The sequence below is a fragment of the Chelatococcus sp. KU-N122 genome, assembly GCF_055391085.1.
Window position 1 is genome coordinate 8,429,873 of the sequence record NZ_AP043981.1, and the last position, 17,707, is coordinate 8,447,579.

Here is a 17,707-nt window from a genome sequence, read left to right on the forward strand (position 1 = left end):
TAGAGCGCTTCGCCGAGGGCGGATCGCAAAGGAAGCCGCAGATGATGGTTCTTGTCGTAGGTGCCGGTGTCGTCGGGCTCGCCATCGGGCGGGCGCTGGCGCTGGCCGGCCACGAGGTGATCGTGGCCGACGCGGCCGATGGCATCGGCAGCGGCATCTCCTCGCGCAACTCCGAGGTGATCCATGGCGGCATGTATTATCCGACGGGCTCGCTGCGGGCGCACCACTGCGTGACCGGCCGCCGCCTGATGTACGCCTTCTGCGCCAGCCACGGGGTTCCGCACGCCAAATGCGGCAAGCTGATCGTGGCGACCGCCGAGGATGAGCTGGCCAAGATCTCCGCCATTCACACCCAGGGCCTCACTAACGGCGTCGAAGGCCTGGAGTGGCTCGATGCCGCGCAGGTGCGGACGCTGGAGCCGGAGCTTACCTGCGTCGGCGCGCTCGTCTCGCACGAGACCGGCATCGTCGACAGCCACGCGCTGATGCTGGCGCTGCAAGGGGATCTGGAGGAGCACGGCGGGGCGCTGGCGCTGGCCACGCCGATCGAGTGGCTGCGGCCGGACACAAGCGGCTGGCTGGTCGGCTTTGGAGGCGACGGCGGCGGCGAGATGGCCTTCGATGCCGTCGTCAACGCCGCGGGCCTCGGTGCGCCGGCGCTGGCCGCGGCGACGGAGGGCTATCCGCCGGCGCGCGTGCCACGGTTGACGTTGGCCAAGGGCAACTACTTCGGCTACGCCGGCAAGCCGCCGTTCGCGCGGCTGATCTATCCTGCGCCGGTCGACGGCGGCCTCGGCGTCCACCTCACGCTCGACCTGGCCGGACGCGTCCGCTTCGGACCCGACGTGGAGTGGATCGACGAGCTCGACTACCGCGTCGATCCGGCCCGGGCCGAGCTGTTCTACGCCGCCATCCGCCGCTACTGGCCGGGCCTGCCCGACGGAACGCTCGTTCCCGACTATGCAGGGATCCGGCCCAAGCTGACCGGCCGGGGCGAGCCGGCCGCCGACTTCGTCATCGAGGGCCCGGACGACCATGGCCTGCCCGGCCTGATCAACCTGTTCGGCATCGAAAGCCCCGGTCTCACCTCCAGCCTGTCGATCGCCGACGACGTCGCGCGGCTGATCGGTTCGTAGGACACCTATCCGGCGGCGCTGAATGCGGGTCCATTCGGTTTGATGCGCAGGCCGGGGCGCAGCCGCGTCCACGGCAGATCGGCCGGGTCGGCCGGCATCGGCCCAGGCGCCGCACAGACCAGGATCGTATCCGCGATCGGCTCGAAATCGGCACGGAAGTGCACCGAGCTCTTGTTCACCAGGATCGCCTGCTCGGTCGGCTCGATGCCGACGAAACGGAACATCGCCTGGTCGGCGAGTTGGGCCTTGCGCGAGGCCACCACCACCCGCACGCCGCCGATGCGCAGGCAGGCCGATCGGCCGAGGTCCATGCGGCCACCGCCAAAATAGGGGCCGGGAGCCACGAAGCGCCCGTCGGACAAGGCCTCGACGACGAACTCCGCCTCGAATGGCGCATCGCCGGGGATGCGCGACTTGCCGCCGAGCGCCAAGGAGACGGTCGCGCCCTCGCCTGCCGCGTGGGCCGCGCGAGCCGCCTCAGGATCGACCATGACGCCGATCGCGGCGCGCGTGGCGTTCGCCGCGACCAGGGCGCGCAGCATGCCGGTGGTGTCGGAATCGCCGCCGGCGCCGGGATTGTCCTGGGTGTCGGCGATGACCACCGGCTTCGTCGCCTGCTCGGCGATCGCCATGGCGGCGCGAACGCCTTCGTCGGGCCCGTAGACGCGGCCGTCGAAATCGGTCTCGTGGGCGGCGACGAGATCGGCGACGGCGTCCGCCGCCGCATCGGCATCCGCCTGGCTGCGGCCGTAGGCGACGACGGTGGCGCCGCAATCCGGAAAATCGGCGGCAGGAAAGCCCGGCAGGAACGACAGCGTCGGCACCGCCTCGCTCTCCCGCGCGGCGAGCGCCGCATAAATCGACCTGCACGGCTCCATGTCGGTGCACTGCCAGCTGATCGGGATGAGGAAGGGCAGTTGCCGGAAGGCCTTGGCGAAGGGTCCGGTCCCGGCGAGCAGGCGGGCGAGATGGCGCGCCGCGGCGCGGCCGGTATCGGCCATGTCGATGTGTGGATAGGTGCGGTAGGCGACGAGCGCGTCGGCTTCCTCGACCATCTGCGGCGTGACGTTGCCGTGCAGGTCGAGGCTGACGACGATGGGCACGGCCGGGCCGACGACGCGGCGCACGCGGGCGATCAGCTCGCCTTCGCCGTCGTCCAGGTGCTCCGCCACCATGGCGCCATGCAGGTCGAGGTAGACCCCGTCGAGCGGGCCGGCCGCCGCGATGCCGGCGACGATGGTCTGCGCCACCGTCTCGTAGGCGTCCTCGCGCACGTGCGCGGATGGGCTCGCGGCGCACCAGATGACCGGCAGCAGCTCCCACCCGGCCTCGTCGGCTGCCGCGGCGAAGCCGCTCATGCCGATATTGATGCCGCGGGTCTCGTCGATGACGGCGCGGCCCTTGAGCATGGCCGGCCAGCCGCCGCCGGCGATGAAATCGTCGAGCGCCGCCTTGGACGGGGCGAAGGTGTTGGTTTCGTGCAGGAAGCCTGCGACGGCGATGCGCATCGTGAACCTCAAAACCGTGCCTTAGCCGGGCGCCACTGGGGTCAAGGCGCGGCCGTCGCCGGCGCCGCAGCCTCGACCGGCCGGAAGTTGGCGAAATCCCAGTGCCGGCCGGGCGCCGCCTCGAACAGCTGCCTTGTATAGGGCTCCTTCGGCTCGGTGAGGACGATGCTCGCAGGCCCCTCCTCCACCACCGTCCCTCGCTGCATGACGATGATGTCGTCGCAGATCTGCGCCGCCACGCGCAGGTCGTGGGTGATGAACAGGAGCGCCACGCCGAGCCGCTCCTGGATGTCGTCGAGAAGCTTCAGCACCTGTGCCTGCACCGAGACGTCGAGCGCCGACACCGCCTCGTCGGCCACCAGCACGTCGGGCTTCATCGCCAACGCCCGGGCGATGGCGATGCGTTGGCGCTGACCACCGGAGAACTGGTGCGGGTAGCGCGCCACGGCATCGGCAGGCAGGTCCACCAGGCGCAACAGCTCGCGTGCCTGCTCCAGCGCCTCGGCCTTCGAAGCCCCGAAGTTCACCGGCCCTTCGGCGATGCTCTCGCCCACGGACAGTCGCGGATTGAGCGAGCGGTAGGGATCCTGGAAGATGATCTGGATGCGCTGCCGGTGCGGCTGCAGCAGGCGCCGCGACAGCTCGGAGATCTCGCGGCCGGCGACACGGATACTCCCGGACGTCGGATCGATGAGGCGCATGATGCAGCGCGCCACGGTGGACTTGCCCGAGCCGCTTTCGCCGACGATGCCGAGCGTGCGCCCCTGGCGCAGCGACAGCGTGACGTCCTTCGCCGCCGTCACCTCGCGCTTGCCGCCGAACAGCGAGCGCTCCTGGTAGGTCTTGTTGAGATCATAGGTCTCGAGCACGACGGAGCCGGCGCGCTCGGCCCGGCGCGCGCGCGGCACCAGGCTGGGCACGGCCGATAGCAGGCTGCGCGTATAGTCCTGCTGCGGCTGGCGCAGGATCCCGTCGAGCGGGCCCTCCTCCACCAGCCGGCCGTGGCGCATGACGGCGACGCGGTCGGCGATCTCGGCCACCACGCCCATGTCATGGGTGATGAACAGCACGGCCGTGCCGTGCTTCTCCTGCAGCTCGCGCACCAGGGCGAGGATCTGCTTCTGGGTCGTGACGTCGAGGGCCGTCGTCGGCTCGTCGGCGATCAGCAGCTTGGGGCCCATGATCAGCGCCATGGCGATCATGATGCGCTGGCGCTGGCCGCCCGACAGGCGGTGCGGGTAGGAATTGTAGATGCGCTCGACGTCGGGCAGGTAGACCTGCTGCATCATGTCGAGGATCCGCCGGCGCCGTTCGCCGGCATCCAGGCGCATGTGGGCCTTGAGCACCTCGTCGATCTGCCGGCCGACCGGCACGACCGGGTTGAGCGCCGTCATCGGCTCCTGGAAGATCATCGCCATCGTCGTGGCGCGCAGTTGCCGCAGCCGGCGCTCGCCGGCGTCCAGCAGGCTCTCGCCGACCAGCTCGATGCGGCCTCCGGTCGGCACCAGGATGCCTTTGGGCAGCAGGCCCATGGTGGTGAGCGAGGTGACGGACTTGCCCGAGCCGCTTTCGCCCACCAGGCAAAGGGTTTCGCCCTCGCCCACCTGGAACGACACGCCGTCGATGACCCTGGCGGCCGCGGCGCCGCGGCCGAGCGAGACGGCGAGATTCCGCACATCGAGGACGGCGGGACGGCCCGGAGCCTTGCTCATCGCGCACCCTCCCGCCGCTTCATGCGCGGATCGAGCACGTCGCGCGCCGCATCGCCCAGCAGGTTGATGGACAGGATCGCGATCGACAGCACCAGGCCCGGCCAGAAGATCAGCGACGGCTTGACCTGAAAGTAGGCGCGCCCCTCGGCCATGATGTTGCCCCAGCTCGGCGTCTCCGGGCTGATGCCGGCGCCGAGGAACGACAGGATCGCCTCCGTCAGGATCGCCGCCGCGCAGACGTAGGTGCCCTGCACGATCAGCGGCGCGAAGGTGTTGGGCATGATGTGCCGCCAAAGGATCTTCGGCAGGCTCGTCCCGACCGAGATCGCCGCCTCCACGTAAGGCTCCTCGCGCGCCGACAGCACGACCGAACGGACCAGGCGGACGACGCGCGGGATCTCCGGCAGCGTGATGGCGATGAGCACGCTGGTGAGGCTGGCGCCCGAGAGCGCGACCACGGCGATGGCGAGCAGGATGCCGGGGATCGCCATCAACGCGTCCATGAAGCGCATGACGATCGCGTCGAGCCAGCGGAAGAAGCCGGCGACGAGGCCGATGGCCAGCCCGAAGCCGAGGCTGATCACCGCGGAGCCCACGCCGATCAGCAGAGAGATGCGGCCGCCGTAGAGAATGCGGGACAGGACGTCGCGGCCGTAGCCGTCGGTGCCGAGCAGATATGCGGCGCTCGCCGGCTTCAGGCGATTGGCCGGCACCAGCTGCACCGGATCATAGGGCGCCAACCAGGGCGCCAGCAGCGAGACGACGATGATGAGCGCGAGGCAGGCGGCCGCGATCACCGTCACCGGACTGGCGACCAGGGCGAACCAGGCCGGACGCGGCCGCGCGGGGGCAGGAAGAGCCTGATCCGTCATCAGTACCGGATCCTCGGGTCGAGCACGGTGTAGCTCAGGTCGATGAGAAGGTTCACCGCCACGTAGAGGCCGCTGGTCAACAGGATCATGCCCTGGATCACGGGATAGTCTCGCGCCAGCACGGCATCGACGGTCAGCCGGCCGATGCCGGGGATGTTGAAGACGCTCTCGGTGACGACGACGCCGGAGATGAGCAGGGTGAAGCCGGTGCCGATGATGGTGACGACGGGAACGGCGGCGTTGCGCAGGGCATGGCCCAGCAGCACCTTGGCCTCGCCGAGCCCCTTGGCGCGGGCGGTGCGCACGTAATCCTCGCCGAGCACCTCGAGCAGGCTCGCCCGGGTCATGCGGGCGATGAGCGCGATATAGATGAACGACAGCGCCACGGTGGGCAGGATGGCACGCTCGAAGAAGGGGCCGAAGCCGCGCGCGATACTGCGGAAGCCTTGCACCGGCACCCATTTCAGGTCGATGGCGAAGATCTGGATCAGGACGTAGCCGACGACGAAGACCGGCACGGAGAAGCCGAGCACGCAGACCGCCATGACCACCTTGTCGACCCAGGTGCCCTGCTTCCAGGCGGCGAGCACGCCCAGCGGCACGGCGACGAGGACCGACAGCAGGATGGTGGTGACGGCCAGCGTCAGGCTCGGCTCAAGCCGCTGGCCGATCATCTGCGCCACGGGAATCTGCGAGATCAGCGAGACGCCGAGATCGCCGTGCAGCAGCCGCCCGACCCAGGTGACGAACTGCACGTAGATGGGCTCGTTCAGCCCGAGCGTGGCGCGGATGCGGTCGAGTTGCTCGGGGGTCGCTGTGTCGCCGGCGATGATCGCCGCCGGGTCCCCGGGCGTGAGCCGCAGCAGCAGGAAGACGAACACGGCGACGAAGCCCATGACGGGAATCGCCGCCAGAATTCGCCGGATGATGTAGCCGAGCATTGCGGCGCCTGTGCCAGATCGCTCAGACCGCCACCATCAATCCGTCTTCTCGATGTTCCAGAACACCGGTGTCGCCGGCCCGTCGAGCACACCCTTCAGATCCTTGCGCCAGGCGCTCGGCCCGTTGTACTGGCCCAGCGGCAGATAGGTGACCTGTTCGTAGACCCGGGCCTGGATCTCGGTGGCGATCTTCTTCTGCTCCGCCGGGTCGGTGGTGCGCGCGTAGGCATCGCGCAGCTTCTCCATCTCCGGATCGTCCGGCCAACCGAACCAGCCGCCGGCCTTGCCACGGCCGCTCAGCGTCACGTGCACCACGGGATTGGCGATGTCGGCGCCGACCCAATTGGTGAAGAACATGTTCCAGCCGCCCTCGGCCGGCGGCTTCTGGCTGGCCCGGCGGGTCACCACCGTCTGCCAGTCGGTCGACTGCAGGTCGACCGTGAAGCCCGCCTGGCGCAGCAGCTGGGCGGCCACCACCGGCTGGGCCTTGAGCGCTCCGACGTCGGTCGGCGCCATGATGACGATGGGCTTGCCGTCATAGCCCGACTCGGCCAGCAGTTTTTTGGCCTCCGCCATGCCGTTGCCCTTGACCAGGCTCTCCGAGCCCACATCCGTCGCCAGCGGCGTGCCGCAGCCGAAGATGGCGCCGCAGATCTGCTGGTATTTCGGGTTGCCGATCAGCGCGTCGAGCACGTCCTTCTGGTTCATGGCGAGCAGCGCCGCGCGCCGCACCTTGATGTTGTCGAAGGGCGGGTAAAGGAAGTTCATGCGGCCGAGCGTCTGCAGGCCGAGCGCGTTGAGGGTCTTGAGGACGATCTCGTCGTTCGACTCCAGCGCCGGCAGCAGGTCGATCGGCGGCGCCTCGAAGAAGTCGATCTCGCCGGACTGCAGCGCGTTAACAGCGGTCTGCGCGTCCGGCATGGTCAGCCATTCGACCTTGTCGACCTTCGCCACCTTGCCGCCGGCCAGCCAGCTCGCTGGCTCGCTGCGCGGCACATAGTCGGTGAATTTCTCGTAGACGGCCTTCACGCCGGGGCGGAACTCGGACTGCACGAACTTGAACGGGCCCGAGCCGACCTGCTCGGGGATCGCCTTGTCCGCCGGCGTCTCGGCGATGCGCTTGGGCATCATGAACGGCACCAGCGACGACGGTTTGCCGATCGACTCGAGCACCAGGCCGTAAGGCTCCTTGAGCTTGAGCGTGATCGTCCTGGCGTCGGTGGCCTCCAGGCTCGCGGTGAAGTCCATGAGCTTCTGGCCCATCCCGTCGCGCTTGGCCCATCGCTTGAGGGAGGCGACGCAATCCTCCGCGGTGACCGGCGCGCCGTCGTGCCACTTCAACCCGTCGCGCAGCGTAAAGGTGTAGGTGAGCTTGTCGTCCGAAACGGTCCAGCTCGCCATCTGCGGCTGTACCTTGAAGTCGGAATCGATGGCCAGCAGCGTGTCGTAGACCATGTAGCCGTGGTCGCGGGTGATGTATGCCGTCGTGATCAGCGGATCGATGACCCTGAGATCGGAGTGCATCACCGCCGTCAGCGTCTTGGCCTGAGCAGGTGAAGCCGTCCAGACTGCGGCGGCAACAGCAATTCCCAGATAAACGCTTCGTCCCGCAGCGCGTAGATGGCGCATCAATACATTGGTCGTCACGTCGGCCTCCGCTGTTGCACTGTCTCGCCGCGCAATCTTACAAGTCCCGGCACGGTCTCACGCAAGCTATACCTTTTGATGCCCCGTCGACGCTGGAATGCAACTCCTGTACCACCTGCCGGCCCACCCCACTCGCGCGCAGCAGGGCTGGCCCGATCCGACCTCATCGCCCGCGCGGCAGGATCATGCACCGGCGCTCGAGCGGGGAGCGCGGGCGCGAACCGACAGCCGCGAGGCGCGGCAGTTTCGCCAAGTCGGCGCCTATATTCTAGGCAATCCGCAACGCTCCACCTCAATCCAGGGTCGCAAGCAATCCCGCCATCAGCCGGCCCCGATCGACCAGGCTCTGGACCATGATGTGCTCGTCGAGCGTATGGGCGCCGCTACCGAGCAGGCCGAGGCCGTCGAGCGTCGGGATGCCCATGGCCCCGGTGAAGTTGCCGTCGGAGCCGCCGCCCTGGCTGGCGTGCGGCAGGTCGAAGCCAAGCGCTTTGGCGAGCGTTTTGGCCTTCTCGTAAAGCGCCATGGTGCCGGGCGTGCCGGGCGGCCAGACCGGGCGGGTGACGCCGCGCGTCACCGTGAAGGAGACCTCGTTGGCGGAGCCGTTGAGCGCCAGCATGGCTTCGACGCCCTTGTCGAGGTCCTCCTGGCGCTTGGCCATGCTGAGCGCCTCGCCCTTACAGCTCGACGACACGCAGTTCACCCATTCGCCGCCATGCACGATGCCGACGCTGAAGGTGCAGTCCTCGGTGGTCATGCTCTCGATCGCCAGGATCTGCCGGGCCATCTCGCGGATGGCGGAGCGGCCGTCGGCCAGCCTCGCGCCGGCGTGGCTGGGCCGCCCGGTCGCCTCCAGGTTGAAGCGGGCGATGGCGTAGCGGCCGGTGACGACGCCGTAGTCGACCAGCGACGGTTCCGGCACCAGCACGTATTTGTTCCGCGACGCCTCCATCTCGATCAGGCTTCGCGTGCTCGGCGTCCCGACCTCCTCGTCGGGCGTGAACAGCACGGTGATCGGCAGCGGCGTCGCGATCCCGGCCCGAGCGAGCTGCCGGATCGCTTCGAGCGACATGTAGTTGCCGCCCTTCATGTCGACGATACCGGGCCCGTAGCACTTGCCCCCTTGCCGGCGGAACGGCAGCCTGGCCAGCGTGCCGACCGGGTGCACCGTGTCCACGTGGCCGGCGATGAGGATGCCCGGCTCGCCGGCGCGCGGATGCGGGAACCGGGCGCGCACGCAGCCGCCGAAGCCCATCCGGCCCGGAATCCGCTCGATCGTCGCCCCCGACGCGGCAAGATCGGTCGCCGCTAGATCGACCATGCGGTCCACCGCTGCGGCATCCCAGGTCGGGCTTTCGCACTCGACCCAGGTGCGCAGGCCGTCGATCATCTCGTCGGCATCGAATGGCAGCTCAGTAAATGTCACGGGCAACTCCTCCGGACCGGTCATGGGTCAGGCCAGCGGCATGACACGCGCCTAGGATTGCCCCGTCCTACGCCCGCTGCCTAGAGCCTGTCGCGCATGGAGCCCTTCATCTGATCGGACGGAAACACTTCAGCGCAATAGGGGCACGAGGACAGTGGAGCGCTCCGGCCACCGACGTTGCCTGTGGCCGAAACCGTTGCGCGGAGGCGATGCGCTATGCCATGGACATCGGCTTCGCGACGCCCATGGCTTGAGCGAAAGTCGTAATGGCAGCAGACGCCGAATGATCTACTGCTGAACTTACACCTTGGGGGAAACGGATGCAGGGCCTCCTGCGGCTCAGCCGCGGTATCGATTTCGTCAGCAGGCAGGTCGGGGTGCTCGCCAACTGGATGGTGTTGATCACAGTGCTGATCAGCGCCGGCAACGCAACGATCCGCTATCTGTTCAATGCCAGCTCCAACAGCTGGCTCGAGATCCAATGGTACCTGTTCGGCGCCCTGGTGCTGCTGGGAGCCTCCTACACGCTTCAGCGGAACGAGCACGTCCGCGTCGACCTCGTCTATTCGTCGGTCTCGGACGAGGGCCGGCTGTGGATCGATACGGTGGGCCTCCTCCTGTTCCTGCTGCCGGCCACGATTTTCCTCACCTGGCTCACGTGGCCGTTCTTTCTCGCCTCCTTCAGGTCCGGCGAATACGGCCTCAACGCCGGCGGCCTCATCCAGTGGCCGGTCAAGCTGATGCTGCCGCTGGGCTTTGGGCTGTTGACGCTGCAAGGGCTGTCGGAGCTGATCAAGCGGGTCGCCGCGCTCGCCGGCACCGCCGTCATCGACACGCACTACGAAAAGCCGTTGCAGTGATGTCTTCGCGCGGCAGGACGACCGGCTGATGTTCTCCCATGGCGTGATGCCGCCGCTGATGTTCGGCGGCATGATCCTCTTCATGCTGATCGGCTTTCCGGTGGCGTTCTCGCTATCGGCCGTCGGCCTGTTCTTCGGCCTGGTCGGCATCTGGACGGGGCATTTCAGCCCCGATTTCCTGCACGCGCTGCCGCTGCGGTTCTTCGGCATCATCTCGAACGACCTGCTGCTGGCGATCCCCTTCTTCACCTTCATGGGCGCCATCCTTGAGCGCTGCGGGCTGGCTGAGGACTTGTTGGAAGGCACCGGCCAGCTGTTCGGGGCCCTCCCCGGCGGGCTGGCCTACGCGGTGATCATCGTCGGCGCCGTGCTCGGCGCCATCACCGGCACGGTGGCCGCGTCGGTGATCGCCATGGGCGTGATCTCGCTGCCCGTAATGATGCGCTACGGCTACGACATGCGCCTGGCGACCGGCGTCATCGCGGCCTCCGGCACGATCACCCAGCTCATCCCGCCCTCGCTGGTGCTCGTCGTCCTGGCCGACCAGCTCGGCAAGTCCGTGGGCGACATGTACCTCGGGGCGATCGGTCCCTCGATCCTCCAGGTCGCGATCTTCATCCTCTATATCGTCGCGCTGTCGATCATGCGCCCGGCGAGCATGCCGCCGCTGCCGCCCGAGGCCCGCGGCGAGATGGGCTGGCGGCTGATCGCGCGCGTGCTGTGGGGCATGATCCCGTCGATCGTGCTGATCTTCCTCGTCCTCGGGACCATTTTCCTCGGCCTGGCCACGCCGACCGAGGCGGGCGCCATGGGCGCCGTCGGCGCCATGATCCTGGCGGCGATGCACCGGCGGCTGACATGGAAGCTCTGCTACGAGGGCATGGAATCGACCATGCGCATCACCGCCATGGTGGTGTTCATCCTGATCGGCTCGACCTGCTTCAGCCTGGTCTTCCAGGGCATGGACGGCAGCCGCTGGATCGAGCACCTGCTGACCGGGCTGCCGGGCGGCCAGATCGGCTTCCTGGTGTTCGTCAACATCTTCGTGTTCTTCCTGGCGTTCTTCCTCGACTTCTTCGAGATCGCCTTCATCGTCATCCCGCTGCTGGCCCCGGTCGCGGCGAAGCTCGGCATCGATCTGATCTGGTTCGGCGTCCTGCTCTGCGTCAACATGCAGACGAGCTTCATGCACCCGCCCTTCGGCTTCGCGCTGTTCTACCTGCGCGGCATCGCGCCGAAGAGCGTCAAGAGCTCGGATATCTATTGGGGGGCGCTGCCCTGGGTCGCCATGCAGCTGATCCTGGTGGCCATCGTGATCTTCTGGCCCCAGTCCGTCACCTACTGGCTCAGCCCGCAGGTCAAGGTCGACGAGAAGGCCGTCGAGCAGCAGTTCCAGAACCTGCAAGGCGGCGGCCTGGATGCGCCGCCGGCTTTCGAGGTCAAGCCGCCGAAATTCTGATCCCGCGGCGGCGGATGGAGGGGCGGCGGCTCGGGCCTGTCCCGGTCAGACGAGCTCGTCTGATCGGATAGACATGCTCCAAACTCTTTGAATCTGGAGCGCCTCCCGTTATCGGGCCACGAACAGCTCCGGAAAAGTGCTTCGCACGATCTGCTGGAGGCCGCTCGCCGGTGTCGCCATCGACTGGAGAAACGTCACGGTGCGCTTGGCCGCGTCGTCGAACGCAAATTGGGGGTTGCTGAACGTGCAGTTGTTGAACATCGGCAACGGGCCGCCCCGGTAGATCAGCGCGCAGGAGTCGAACGTGCAGTTCACGAACTGAACACCGTCGATATCGACTCGCACCTGCTGAAAACGTTCGCCTTCACGCTTCATGTCGCCTCCTCGCGATTGCCCGGCCGGGGGGACGCAGCGCGGCTGCGGGATCCCCTGGCGGCAGAAAACCTATTCGCGCCGTCGCTGCTACGCGCTGCGCCGGCGTTTGCGGAATGCGTCCAAGCACATTGGGACAACGCGCATTCTGCTTGCAAGCGGCCGGCCGGCGGCGGCGCCCTCCCTCCAACCGCCGGAGCGCGAGCTGGGTCTTTACCGCTCCGACGCTGCGGCAGGCGGCAAGAGCGCCCGCCACGGCCACGATTCGACGCCTGTCGACGCCCGCCGCGCCCAGGGCCGTCGCCGTGACCGTTCATCCGGAGCCGCCCGGCGCGGCAAATCGTTGCACTCCCCCGCCTCCCCGGCTCACGCTGGACATGAAGCGGACGACGCACGGGGCAGCCGTCGCGGGGCGCCGCCCGGCTCGCCCGCCGGATCGGTCCGACCTGCGCCACGACATCCTCGACAGCTTCTAATTGGCCGAGCCTGAGGTCTTGGCCGCCAGCAGCAGCGCGTTCTCGATCGAGTCGCGCAGCTCGCGCAGGCCATGCTCGCTGCACTTGAGATAGGCGACCGTGCCCATCACCATGGGAATCGTGCCGTTGCTCAAGGGGATGGGCCGCCCCACGACCAGGCCGAAGGTGAAGGATCCATGCGATGCACCGATGGCGGAGACGCCGTCGAATGACACGACGGGCGCGTGTTCGGCACCGGATACGGTCGGGACCGGCCGGGGTTCGGGAGTGTCAGTAGCCAAATGTCGTCTCCGGCGATCGTTCCAGGTCGGAGAAGGAGCCCTGCTCATCGCACGAGAGCCGGGATTGGGGAAGCCTTCCGGCCTTCGGATTTCCCCACGCCCACCGCCGCGCGCTGAATCGGCCGCCTGCAAGAGCGAGCTGAGGCCTCGGCTCGGCAACGGAGCCTGCCATGGGCCGTTGCGCGAGATCACGATTCCAAGAGGACCACCGAGCAGGGCGGGCGCCCTGGGGAATTCACGTCCCCAGGGCGCCCGTGCAGCGCGAATTCGATGCGCGACCTTCCTTTGAGCTTGACGCCGAAGCCGGATCAATGCCCAAGAGGCCGCAGCCATGCCGATGTGCGCCACGAGCCCCGTCAGCCCGGCGCCGTGCACTTTCAGGGACATTTGGGCAACGATGCGTGTAGCGATGATCGGGTCCGGCTATGTGGGCCTCGTTTCGGGAACTTGCTTTGCCGACTTCGGCCATCAGGTGACGTGCGTCGACAAGGACGCGGTGAAGATCGCCGAGCTGCAGAACGGGCGGGTGCCGATTTACGAGCCGGGGCTGGCCGAGCTCGTCGCCGCCAACGTGCGCCAGAAGCGGCTTGCCTTCACCACCGACCTGGCGGCGGCGGTGGCCGAGGCGGAGTGCGTGTTCATCGCCGTGGGCACGCCGTCGCGGCGCGGCGACGGCCATGCCGACCTGTCGTTCGTCTACCAGGCGGCGCGCGAGATCGCCGCAGCGATCGACGGCTACACGGTGGTGGTCAACAAGTCGACGGTGCCGGTGGGCACCGGTGACCAGGTCGAGCGCATCATCCGCGAGGCCAACCCGGCGGCGGACTTCGCCGTGGTCTCCAACCCGGAGTTCCTGCGCGAGGGCGCGGCGATCGAGGACTTCAAGCGGCCCGACCGCATCGTCATCGGCAGCGACGACGAGCGGGCACGGGAGGTGATGCGGGATCTCTACCGGCCGCTGTTCCTGAACCAGGCGCCGCTGCTGATGACCGAGCGGCGCACGGCGGAGCTCACCAAGTACGCGGCCAACGCCTTCCTGGCGATGAAGATCACCTTCATCAACGAGATCGCCGACCTGTGCGAGCAGGTGGGTGCCGACGTGCAGGAGGTGGCGCGCGGCATCGGGCTCGACAAGCGCATCGGCCCCAAGTTCCTGCACGCGGGCCCCGGCTACGGCGGCTCGTGCTTCCCCAAGGACACGCTGGCGCTGATCAAGATCGCGCAGGACTATGCCAGCCCGGTGCGGCTGATCGAGACGACGGTGGCGATCAACGACCAGCGCAAGCGGGCGATGGCGCGCAAGGTGATCCTGGCCTGCGGCGGCAGCGTCGACCGCAAGCGCATCGCGGTGCTGGGTCTGACCTTCAAGCCCAACACGGACGACATGCGCGAGGCGCCGTCGCTGGCGATCATCGCGGCCTTGCAGGATGCCGGCGCCACCGTGGTGGCCTACGATCCGGAGGGCATGGAGCAGGCGCAACACCTGCTGGAGGACGTGATCTACGCGGAGGACCCGTACAGCTGCGCCACCGGCGCCGACGCGCTGGTCATCGTCACCGAATGGGATCCCTTCCGTGCCCTCGACCTGGCCGAGCTCAAGCGGGTGATGACCCAGCCCGTCGTCGTCGACCTGCGCAACATCTACCCCGTCGACGAGGTCGCCGAGGCCGGCTTGATCTATCGCGGCATCGGGCGGCCGCACACCACCACCCAACGCCCCGACAAGACGTGACGGGTCTCACAGATCGTGGGGCCCCGGCTGCGGAGCGCGCTGAGCAGGCCGGGCAACGATGAGAGAGCGGTTGCCGGCTCACTCGACGGATGGCGCACGGACGCCGGAGGTGGGCTCGGCCACGCCACTCTCGACCGGTGAGGCCGGCCGCGAAGCACAAATCGCGTCTTTGCAGCAGGAGGTTGCGAGCGCGCGCGCCGAGATCGAGCGGCTGAGCAGCCGCTGCGCCGAGCTCGAACAGCGGCTCCGGCAGGCTGAGCAGGTTTACGACTCGCTCGCGCACGGCGGTACCGACGCCTTGCGCGCCGAGCTCACCGCCGTCCGCTCGTCCACGTCCTGGCAAGTGACGGCGCCGCTGCGCTGGGCAACGGTCAACCTGAGGACGGCGGCCAAGCTGGCGCGGTCACGGCGAGGATAGAGGGTCCGACGCACTTCGCGCATGTCCCGATCAGATGGACTCATCTGAAGGGGTCGACATGCTCCAGGTCCCTGAAGCTGGAGCGCCGTGAGTTTGGGCTCACTTCGGCACGGCGTGGGCATAGCGCCGGAGAATGGGGCGCTCGAAGAAGTGCCAGGACACCATCGCCAGCACGATCGTGAGCACGAGCACGACCGGCAGCGCCTGCTGCGGTGTCATTCCCGGGACGCGATGCAGCGACAGAATGACCAGCAGATGCCAGAGATAGATCCCATACGAAATGGTGCCGAGATAGCGCAGCGGCGCGGTGATCGTCAGCAGAAGCCGGCTTCGGATGGTAATGGTGGCCAACACGCATGCCGCCGCCCCCGCTCCGATCAGTGTGCGGGATAGCACGACCATCTTCCAGGACTCCCAATAGGTCGGCGCCATCCAGAACACGGTCAGCACGGCCCACACGATAAACGCGGCCAGAGCCACCACGGCCCAGGCATAGGGCGCGACGGCGGCCAGAAGCCGCTGTCCCTGCTCGGCCACGACGAGACGGGCCAAGAGCACGCCGAGCGTGAATTCGTCGAGCATGCCCGGCAGCTGGGTGACGGCCATGAAGAGCGAGTCCACCCCGGCCGGGTTGTTGGCGGGAATATGGGCGAACGCTACGCTGCGCCAGACCCATGTTATGCCGAGCCCGAGCGCAAGAATGACCCATACATTGGCGCGGCGCAGCCAAACAGCTGAAATAAAGATCAAGAGATAAAACTGCATTTCCACGCCGAGCGTCCAATTGACATTGTTAATGGCGCGGTGATGCTCCGGAAAAAGGTTGTGCACGAACAGCGCGTGGCTGACGATCTGCGCCCAGAAGCCGTTGGAGAACATAATCGCAGGCGTGATAAACGCAACGAACAACAGACATGTCAGGTAGTGCAGCGGCACGATGCGTGCGAGCCGATGGCGGACGAACTCGCCCCGTGCCTCTGGCCAGCCACGGCGATCGAGCCTCCTGAACGCCGACAGGCCGATGACGAAGCCGGAGATGACGAAGAAGAGATCGACGCCCATCCATCCGATGCGGAACCAGAGCAGGAACCCAGAAACGGGATAGCTCTTCCATTCAAAAAATTCGATGACGTGATAGACTACGACAGAAATAGCGGCAAATGCACGAAGCACGTCGACAAGAGGGAAGGCAAAGACCTTGTCCTCGTCCTTAAGCTTGCGCGCGGACACCAGGCCGACGAGACGGGCATTCGCAAGCTGCACGAACTCGGCCGCACGCCCGACGAGCATGCTCGGAGCGAACAAGTCTGCCATAAGGGTCCCCCGCCAACCAAACGACCGCTTTTATCTCGCGCCAGCTGAATCTCAAATTGGCGCTCGAGCGTCGTCTGGCTGTCCTCGAGCGCGCGCTCCGGTGCGGTGCCCCGCGCGCCATGCGCGAGAGGATCAGGCCTCGGTCTCCGCCTGCCGCGGCCGCTGGTACGCCGCCGCGAGGGCGACGCGGCAGCGTCCGAGTTCCTCGCGCTTCTCCGCGAGGGCCAGCTCCAGTTCGGCAGTCCGCGCCCGCTGCTCCACGAGTTCGCGTTCGAGTGCCTCGGCATCTGCGGCGGCCTCATGAGCCGCGATGACAGTGCGGCGGTAGCGTTCCAGCTCCTCTTTCGCGTCCTCGAGCCGCCGGTCTCGCTCGGCGAGCGCTGCTGTCATCTCGTCCAGCCTGCCGCGCAGCTCCGCCGTCTGGACCAAACGCTGGCCGAGCGCGCTATAGCGTGTCCGCACCCTTTCGCCGGCCGCCTCGTCCAGCGCCAGCAGCTCGCGGAGGGGGCCCGGCAGGCCCCGGCCGACACCCAGGACCCCGAGGCCGCCGGCGTGTCGAAAGGCGAAATGCGGATAGTCCACCCGCAACTCGTCCCAAAATTGCCAAACGCCGCAGTTCCGTTCGCGCACGCCAGTGTCGTGGAAGAGCACGACGGCGCGGTTGCTGAGCTTCGAGCGCCACGTCTCGAAGTCACGTTTGACCGCCTCGTAGGTACGGAACCCGTCGATGTGCAGCAGGTCGATGCTGCCCTCGGCGAAATGCGCTCTGGCTGCATCGAAGGTCGACGGGATCAAGCGGGAAAAGCGGCCGTAGCGGGGGTCATGGTGCGCCCTCAGCGTCCGCAGCACCTCGGCTCCATGCCAGCCCGCGTGCGCCTCGCCGTCCCAGGTATCGATGCCGAAGCAGGCGGCGGGCAGCTCGAGCAGGCTCACGGCCTGGCAAAATCCGCAATAGGACGCGCCGGCGTGGACGCCGAGCTCGACCACCAGCCGCGGAGCGAGAGCCTGGACGAGCCAGAACGCGAACGGCAGATGCCCCGTCCACGCAGACACCGGCAGGAGCGCCGGCTCGGTCAGCTCGATCGGCCAGGATCCGATGGACGCCACGTCGTGCGCGCGACCGGTATCCGAGCCCGCCGGATCGGGCACCGGCCCGTCATGAGGCACAACGGTCGACATTGGTGCTGCCTATCCCATGCAATCGATCTAAGCCGCCCCAGCCACCCCGGCACCACCGCCTCGTGAGCGGCGCCCCGGCGCGGGCTCTCGGGTACAATAATGCATGCCGCACCGCAACCGACCTTCGTCGCACCGCAGCAACGACGCAGGTGGCGGTGCTCGCGGATCAGGCGGGACGCAATTGCCCGGTCATGCGACAATCGAAAGCCATGTCGGTCGAGCGTTCCAATACGGCGTGCTTCAGGCGAACTAGCAAAACTGGATCACAACAACTTGTAGGGGCGGCGTAGCTCTCGACGCGCGCCCAGGAAACCTGATATCTGGCGCATCCCTAAACCCCGAGTGCCGAGGCCCGTTGGTTGCCATCAGTCGAG

General features: G+C 67.6%; 15 protein-coding genes. 5 read left to right on the forward strand and 10 right to left on the reverse strand.

Annotated elements, in window-relative coordinates; all coding sequences use genetic code 11:
- Positions 1-41 precede the first annotated feature (41 nt).
- The gene (locus ACZ5PO_RS37985; protein WP_464188312.1) at positions 42-1,136 is read left to right on the forward strand and encodes an NAD(P)/FAD-dependent oxidoreductase; all 1,095 of its coding nucleotides are present in this window, start codon (positions 42-44) and stop codon (positions 1,134-1,136) included.
- Between the two features lie 5 nt (positions 1,137-1,141).
- Here ACZ5PO_RS37985 and ACZ5PO_RS37990 read toward each other — a convergent pair whose 3' ends face one another.
- From ACZ5PO_RS37990 to ACZ5PO_RS38015, 6 genes are all read right to left on the reverse strand, one after another.
- On the reverse strand, positions 1,142-2,644 hold the full coding sequence (locus ACZ5PO_RS37990) for a M81 family metallopeptidase (protein WP_464188314.1): 1,503 nt from the start codon (positions 2,642-2,644) through the stop codon (positions 1,142-1,144).
- A gap of 41 nt (positions 2,645-2,685) precedes the next feature.
- Entirely contained in the window at positions 2,686-4,356 is a 1,671-nt protein-coding gene (locus ACZ5PO_RS37995) for an ABC transporter ATP-binding protein (RefSeq protein WP_464188316.1), read from the reverse strand.
- Positions 4,353-5,228, reverse strand: coding sequence for an ABC transporter permease (locus ACZ5PO_RS38000; protein ID WP_464188318.1), 876 nt, complete (start codon positions 5,226-5,228; stop codon positions 4,353-4,355). The genes ACZ5PO_RS37995 and ACZ5PO_RS38000 overlap by 4 nt, the downstream gene beginning before the upstream one ends.
- Entirely contained in the window at positions 5,228-6,169 is a 942-nt protein-coding gene (locus ACZ5PO_RS38005) for an ABC transporter permease (RefSeq protein WP_464188320.1), read from the reverse strand. Before ACZ5PO_RS38005 ends, ACZ5PO_RS38000 begins: the two co-directional genes overlap by 1 nt.
- A gap of 36 nt (positions 6,170-6,205) precedes the next feature.
- Positions 6,206-7,798, reverse strand: a complete 1,593-nt coding sequence (locus tag ACZ5PO_RS38010; RefSeq protein ID WP_464197210.1) for an ABC transporter substrate-binding protein — start codon at positions 7,796-7,798, stop codon at positions 6,206-6,208.
- Between the two features lie 310 nt (positions 7,799-8,108).
- Positions 8,109-9,242, reverse strand: coding sequence for a M20/M25/M40 family metallo-hydrolase (locus ACZ5PO_RS38015; protein ID WP_464188322.1), 1,134 nt, complete (start codon positions 9,240-9,242; stop codon positions 8,109-8,111).
- A 320-nt stretch (positions 9,243-9,562) separates the two neighbouring features.
- On the opposite strand from ACZ5PO_RS38015, the gene ACZ5PO_RS38020 reads away from it, so the two are divergent.
- Both ACZ5PO_RS38020 and ACZ5PO_RS38025 read left to right on the forward strand, forming a co-directional pair.
- Complete coding sequence (locus ACZ5PO_RS38020) at positions 9,563-10,102, forward strand: TRAP transporter small permease subunit (RefSeq protein WP_464188324.1); 540 nt, start codon at positions 9,563-9,565, stop codon at positions 10,100-10,102.
- 28 nt (positions 10,103-10,130) lie between these two features.
- Entirely contained in the window at positions 10,131-11,561 is a 1,431-nt protein-coding gene (locus ACZ5PO_RS38025; RefSeq protein WP_464188326.1) for a TRAP transporter large permease, read from the forward strand.
- Positions 11,562-11,669: 108 nt separating this feature from the next.
- Here ACZ5PO_RS38025 and ACZ5PO_RS38030 read toward each other — a convergent pair whose 3' ends face one another.
- Complete coding sequence (locus ACZ5PO_RS38030) at positions 11,670-11,936, reverse strand: hypothetical protein (RefSeq protein WP_464188328.1); 267 nt, start codon at positions 11,934-11,936, stop codon at positions 11,670-11,672.
- Between the two features lie 469 nt (positions 11,937-12,405).
- Positions 12,406-12,624 (reverse strand): hypothetical protein, encoded by a 219-nt coding sequence (locus tag ACZ5PO_RS38035; protein WP_464188330.1) that lies wholly within the window; start codon positions 12,622-12,624, stop codon positions 12,406-12,408.
- 463 nt (positions 12,625-13,087) lie between these two features.
- On the opposite strand from ACZ5PO_RS38035, the gene ACZ5PO_RS38040 reads away from it, so the two are divergent.
- Both ACZ5PO_RS38040 and ACZ5PO_RS38045 read left to right on the forward strand, forming a co-directional pair.
- Positions 13,088-14,422, forward strand: a complete 1,335-nt coding sequence (locus ACZ5PO_RS38040) for a UDP-glucose dehydrogenase family protein (protein WP_464188332.1) — start codon at positions 13,088-13,090, stop codon at positions 14,420-14,422.
- Between the two features lie 109 nt (positions 14,423-14,531).
- Positions 14,532-14,840, forward strand: coding sequence for a coiled-coil domain-containing protein (locus tag ACZ5PO_RS38045; protein ID WP_464188334.1), 309 nt, complete (start codon positions 14,532-14,534; stop codon positions 14,838-14,840).
- A 99-nt stretch (positions 14,841-14,939) separates the two neighbouring features.
- Here the strand turns inward: ACZ5PO_RS38045 and ACZ5PO_RS38050 are convergent, their stop codons facing one another.
- Both ACZ5PO_RS38050 and ACZ5PO_RS38055 read right to left on the reverse strand, forming a co-directional pair.
- Complete coding sequence (locus tag ACZ5PO_RS38050) at positions 14,940-16,154, reverse strand: acyltransferase family protein (protein ID WP_464188336.1); 1,215 nt, start codon at positions 16,152-16,154, stop codon at positions 14,940-14,942.
- Positions 16,155-16,286: 132 nt separating this feature from the next.
- The gene (locus ACZ5PO_RS38055; protein ID WP_464188338.1) at positions 16,287-17,303 is read right to left on the reverse strand and encodes a class I SAM-dependent methyltransferase; all 1,017 of its coding nucleotides are present in this window, start codon (positions 17,301-17,303) and stop codon (positions 16,287-16,289) included.
- Between the last annotated feature and the right edge of the window lie 404 nt (positions 17,304-17,707).

What these genes read in the sequence shown, in the direction of transcription:
- ACZ5PO_RS37985 (WP_464188312.1), top strand. Translation starts at nt 42, where the DNA reads ATGATGGTTCTTGTCGTAGGTGCCGGTGTCGTCGGGCTCGCCATCGGG.
- ACZ5PO_RS37990 (WP_464188314.1), bottom strand. Translation starts at nt 2,644, where the DNA reads ATGCGCATCGCCGTCGCAGGCTTCCTGCACGAAACCAACACCTTCGCC.
- ACZ5PO_RS37995 (WP_464188316.1), bottom strand. Translation starts at nt 4,356, where the DNA reads ATGAGCAAGGCTCCGGGCCGTCCCGCCGTCCTCGATGTGCGGAATCTC.
- ACZ5PO_RS38000 (WP_464188318.1), bottom strand. Translation starts at nt 5,228, where the DNA reads ATGACGGATCAGGCTCTTCCTGCCCCCGCGCGGCCGCGTCCGGCCTGG.
- ACZ5PO_RS38005 (WP_464188320.1), bottom strand. Translation starts at nt 6,169, where the DNA reads ATGCTCGGCTACATCATCCGGCGAATTCTGGCGGCGATTCCCGTCATG.
- ACZ5PO_RS38010 (WP_464197210.1), bottom strand. Translation starts at nt 7,798, where the DNA reads ATGCGCCATCTACGCGCTGCGGGACGAAGCGTTTATCTGGGAATTGCT.
- ACZ5PO_RS38020 (WP_464188324.1), top strand. Translation starts at nt 9,563, where the DNA reads ATGCAGGGCCTCCTGCGGCTCAGCCGCGGTATCGATTTCGTCAGCAGG.
- ACZ5PO_RS38025 (WP_464188326.1), top strand. Translation starts at nt 10,131, where the DNA reads ATGTTCTCCCATGGCGTGATGCCGCCGCTGATGTTCGGCGGCATGATC.
- ACZ5PO_RS38030 (WP_464188328.1), bottom strand. Translation starts at nt 11,936, where the DNA reads ATGAAGCGTGAAGGCGAACGTTTTCAGCAGGTGCGAGTCGATATCGAC.
- ACZ5PO_RS38040 (WP_464188332.1), top strand. Translation starts at nt 13,088, where the DNA reads ATGCGTGTAGCGATGATCGGGTCCGGCTATGTGGGCCTCGTTTCGGGA.
- ACZ5PO_RS38050 (WP_464188336.1), bottom strand. Translation starts at nt 16,154, where the DNA reads ATGGCAGACTTGTTCGCTCCGAGCATGCTCGTCGGGCGTGCGGCCGAG.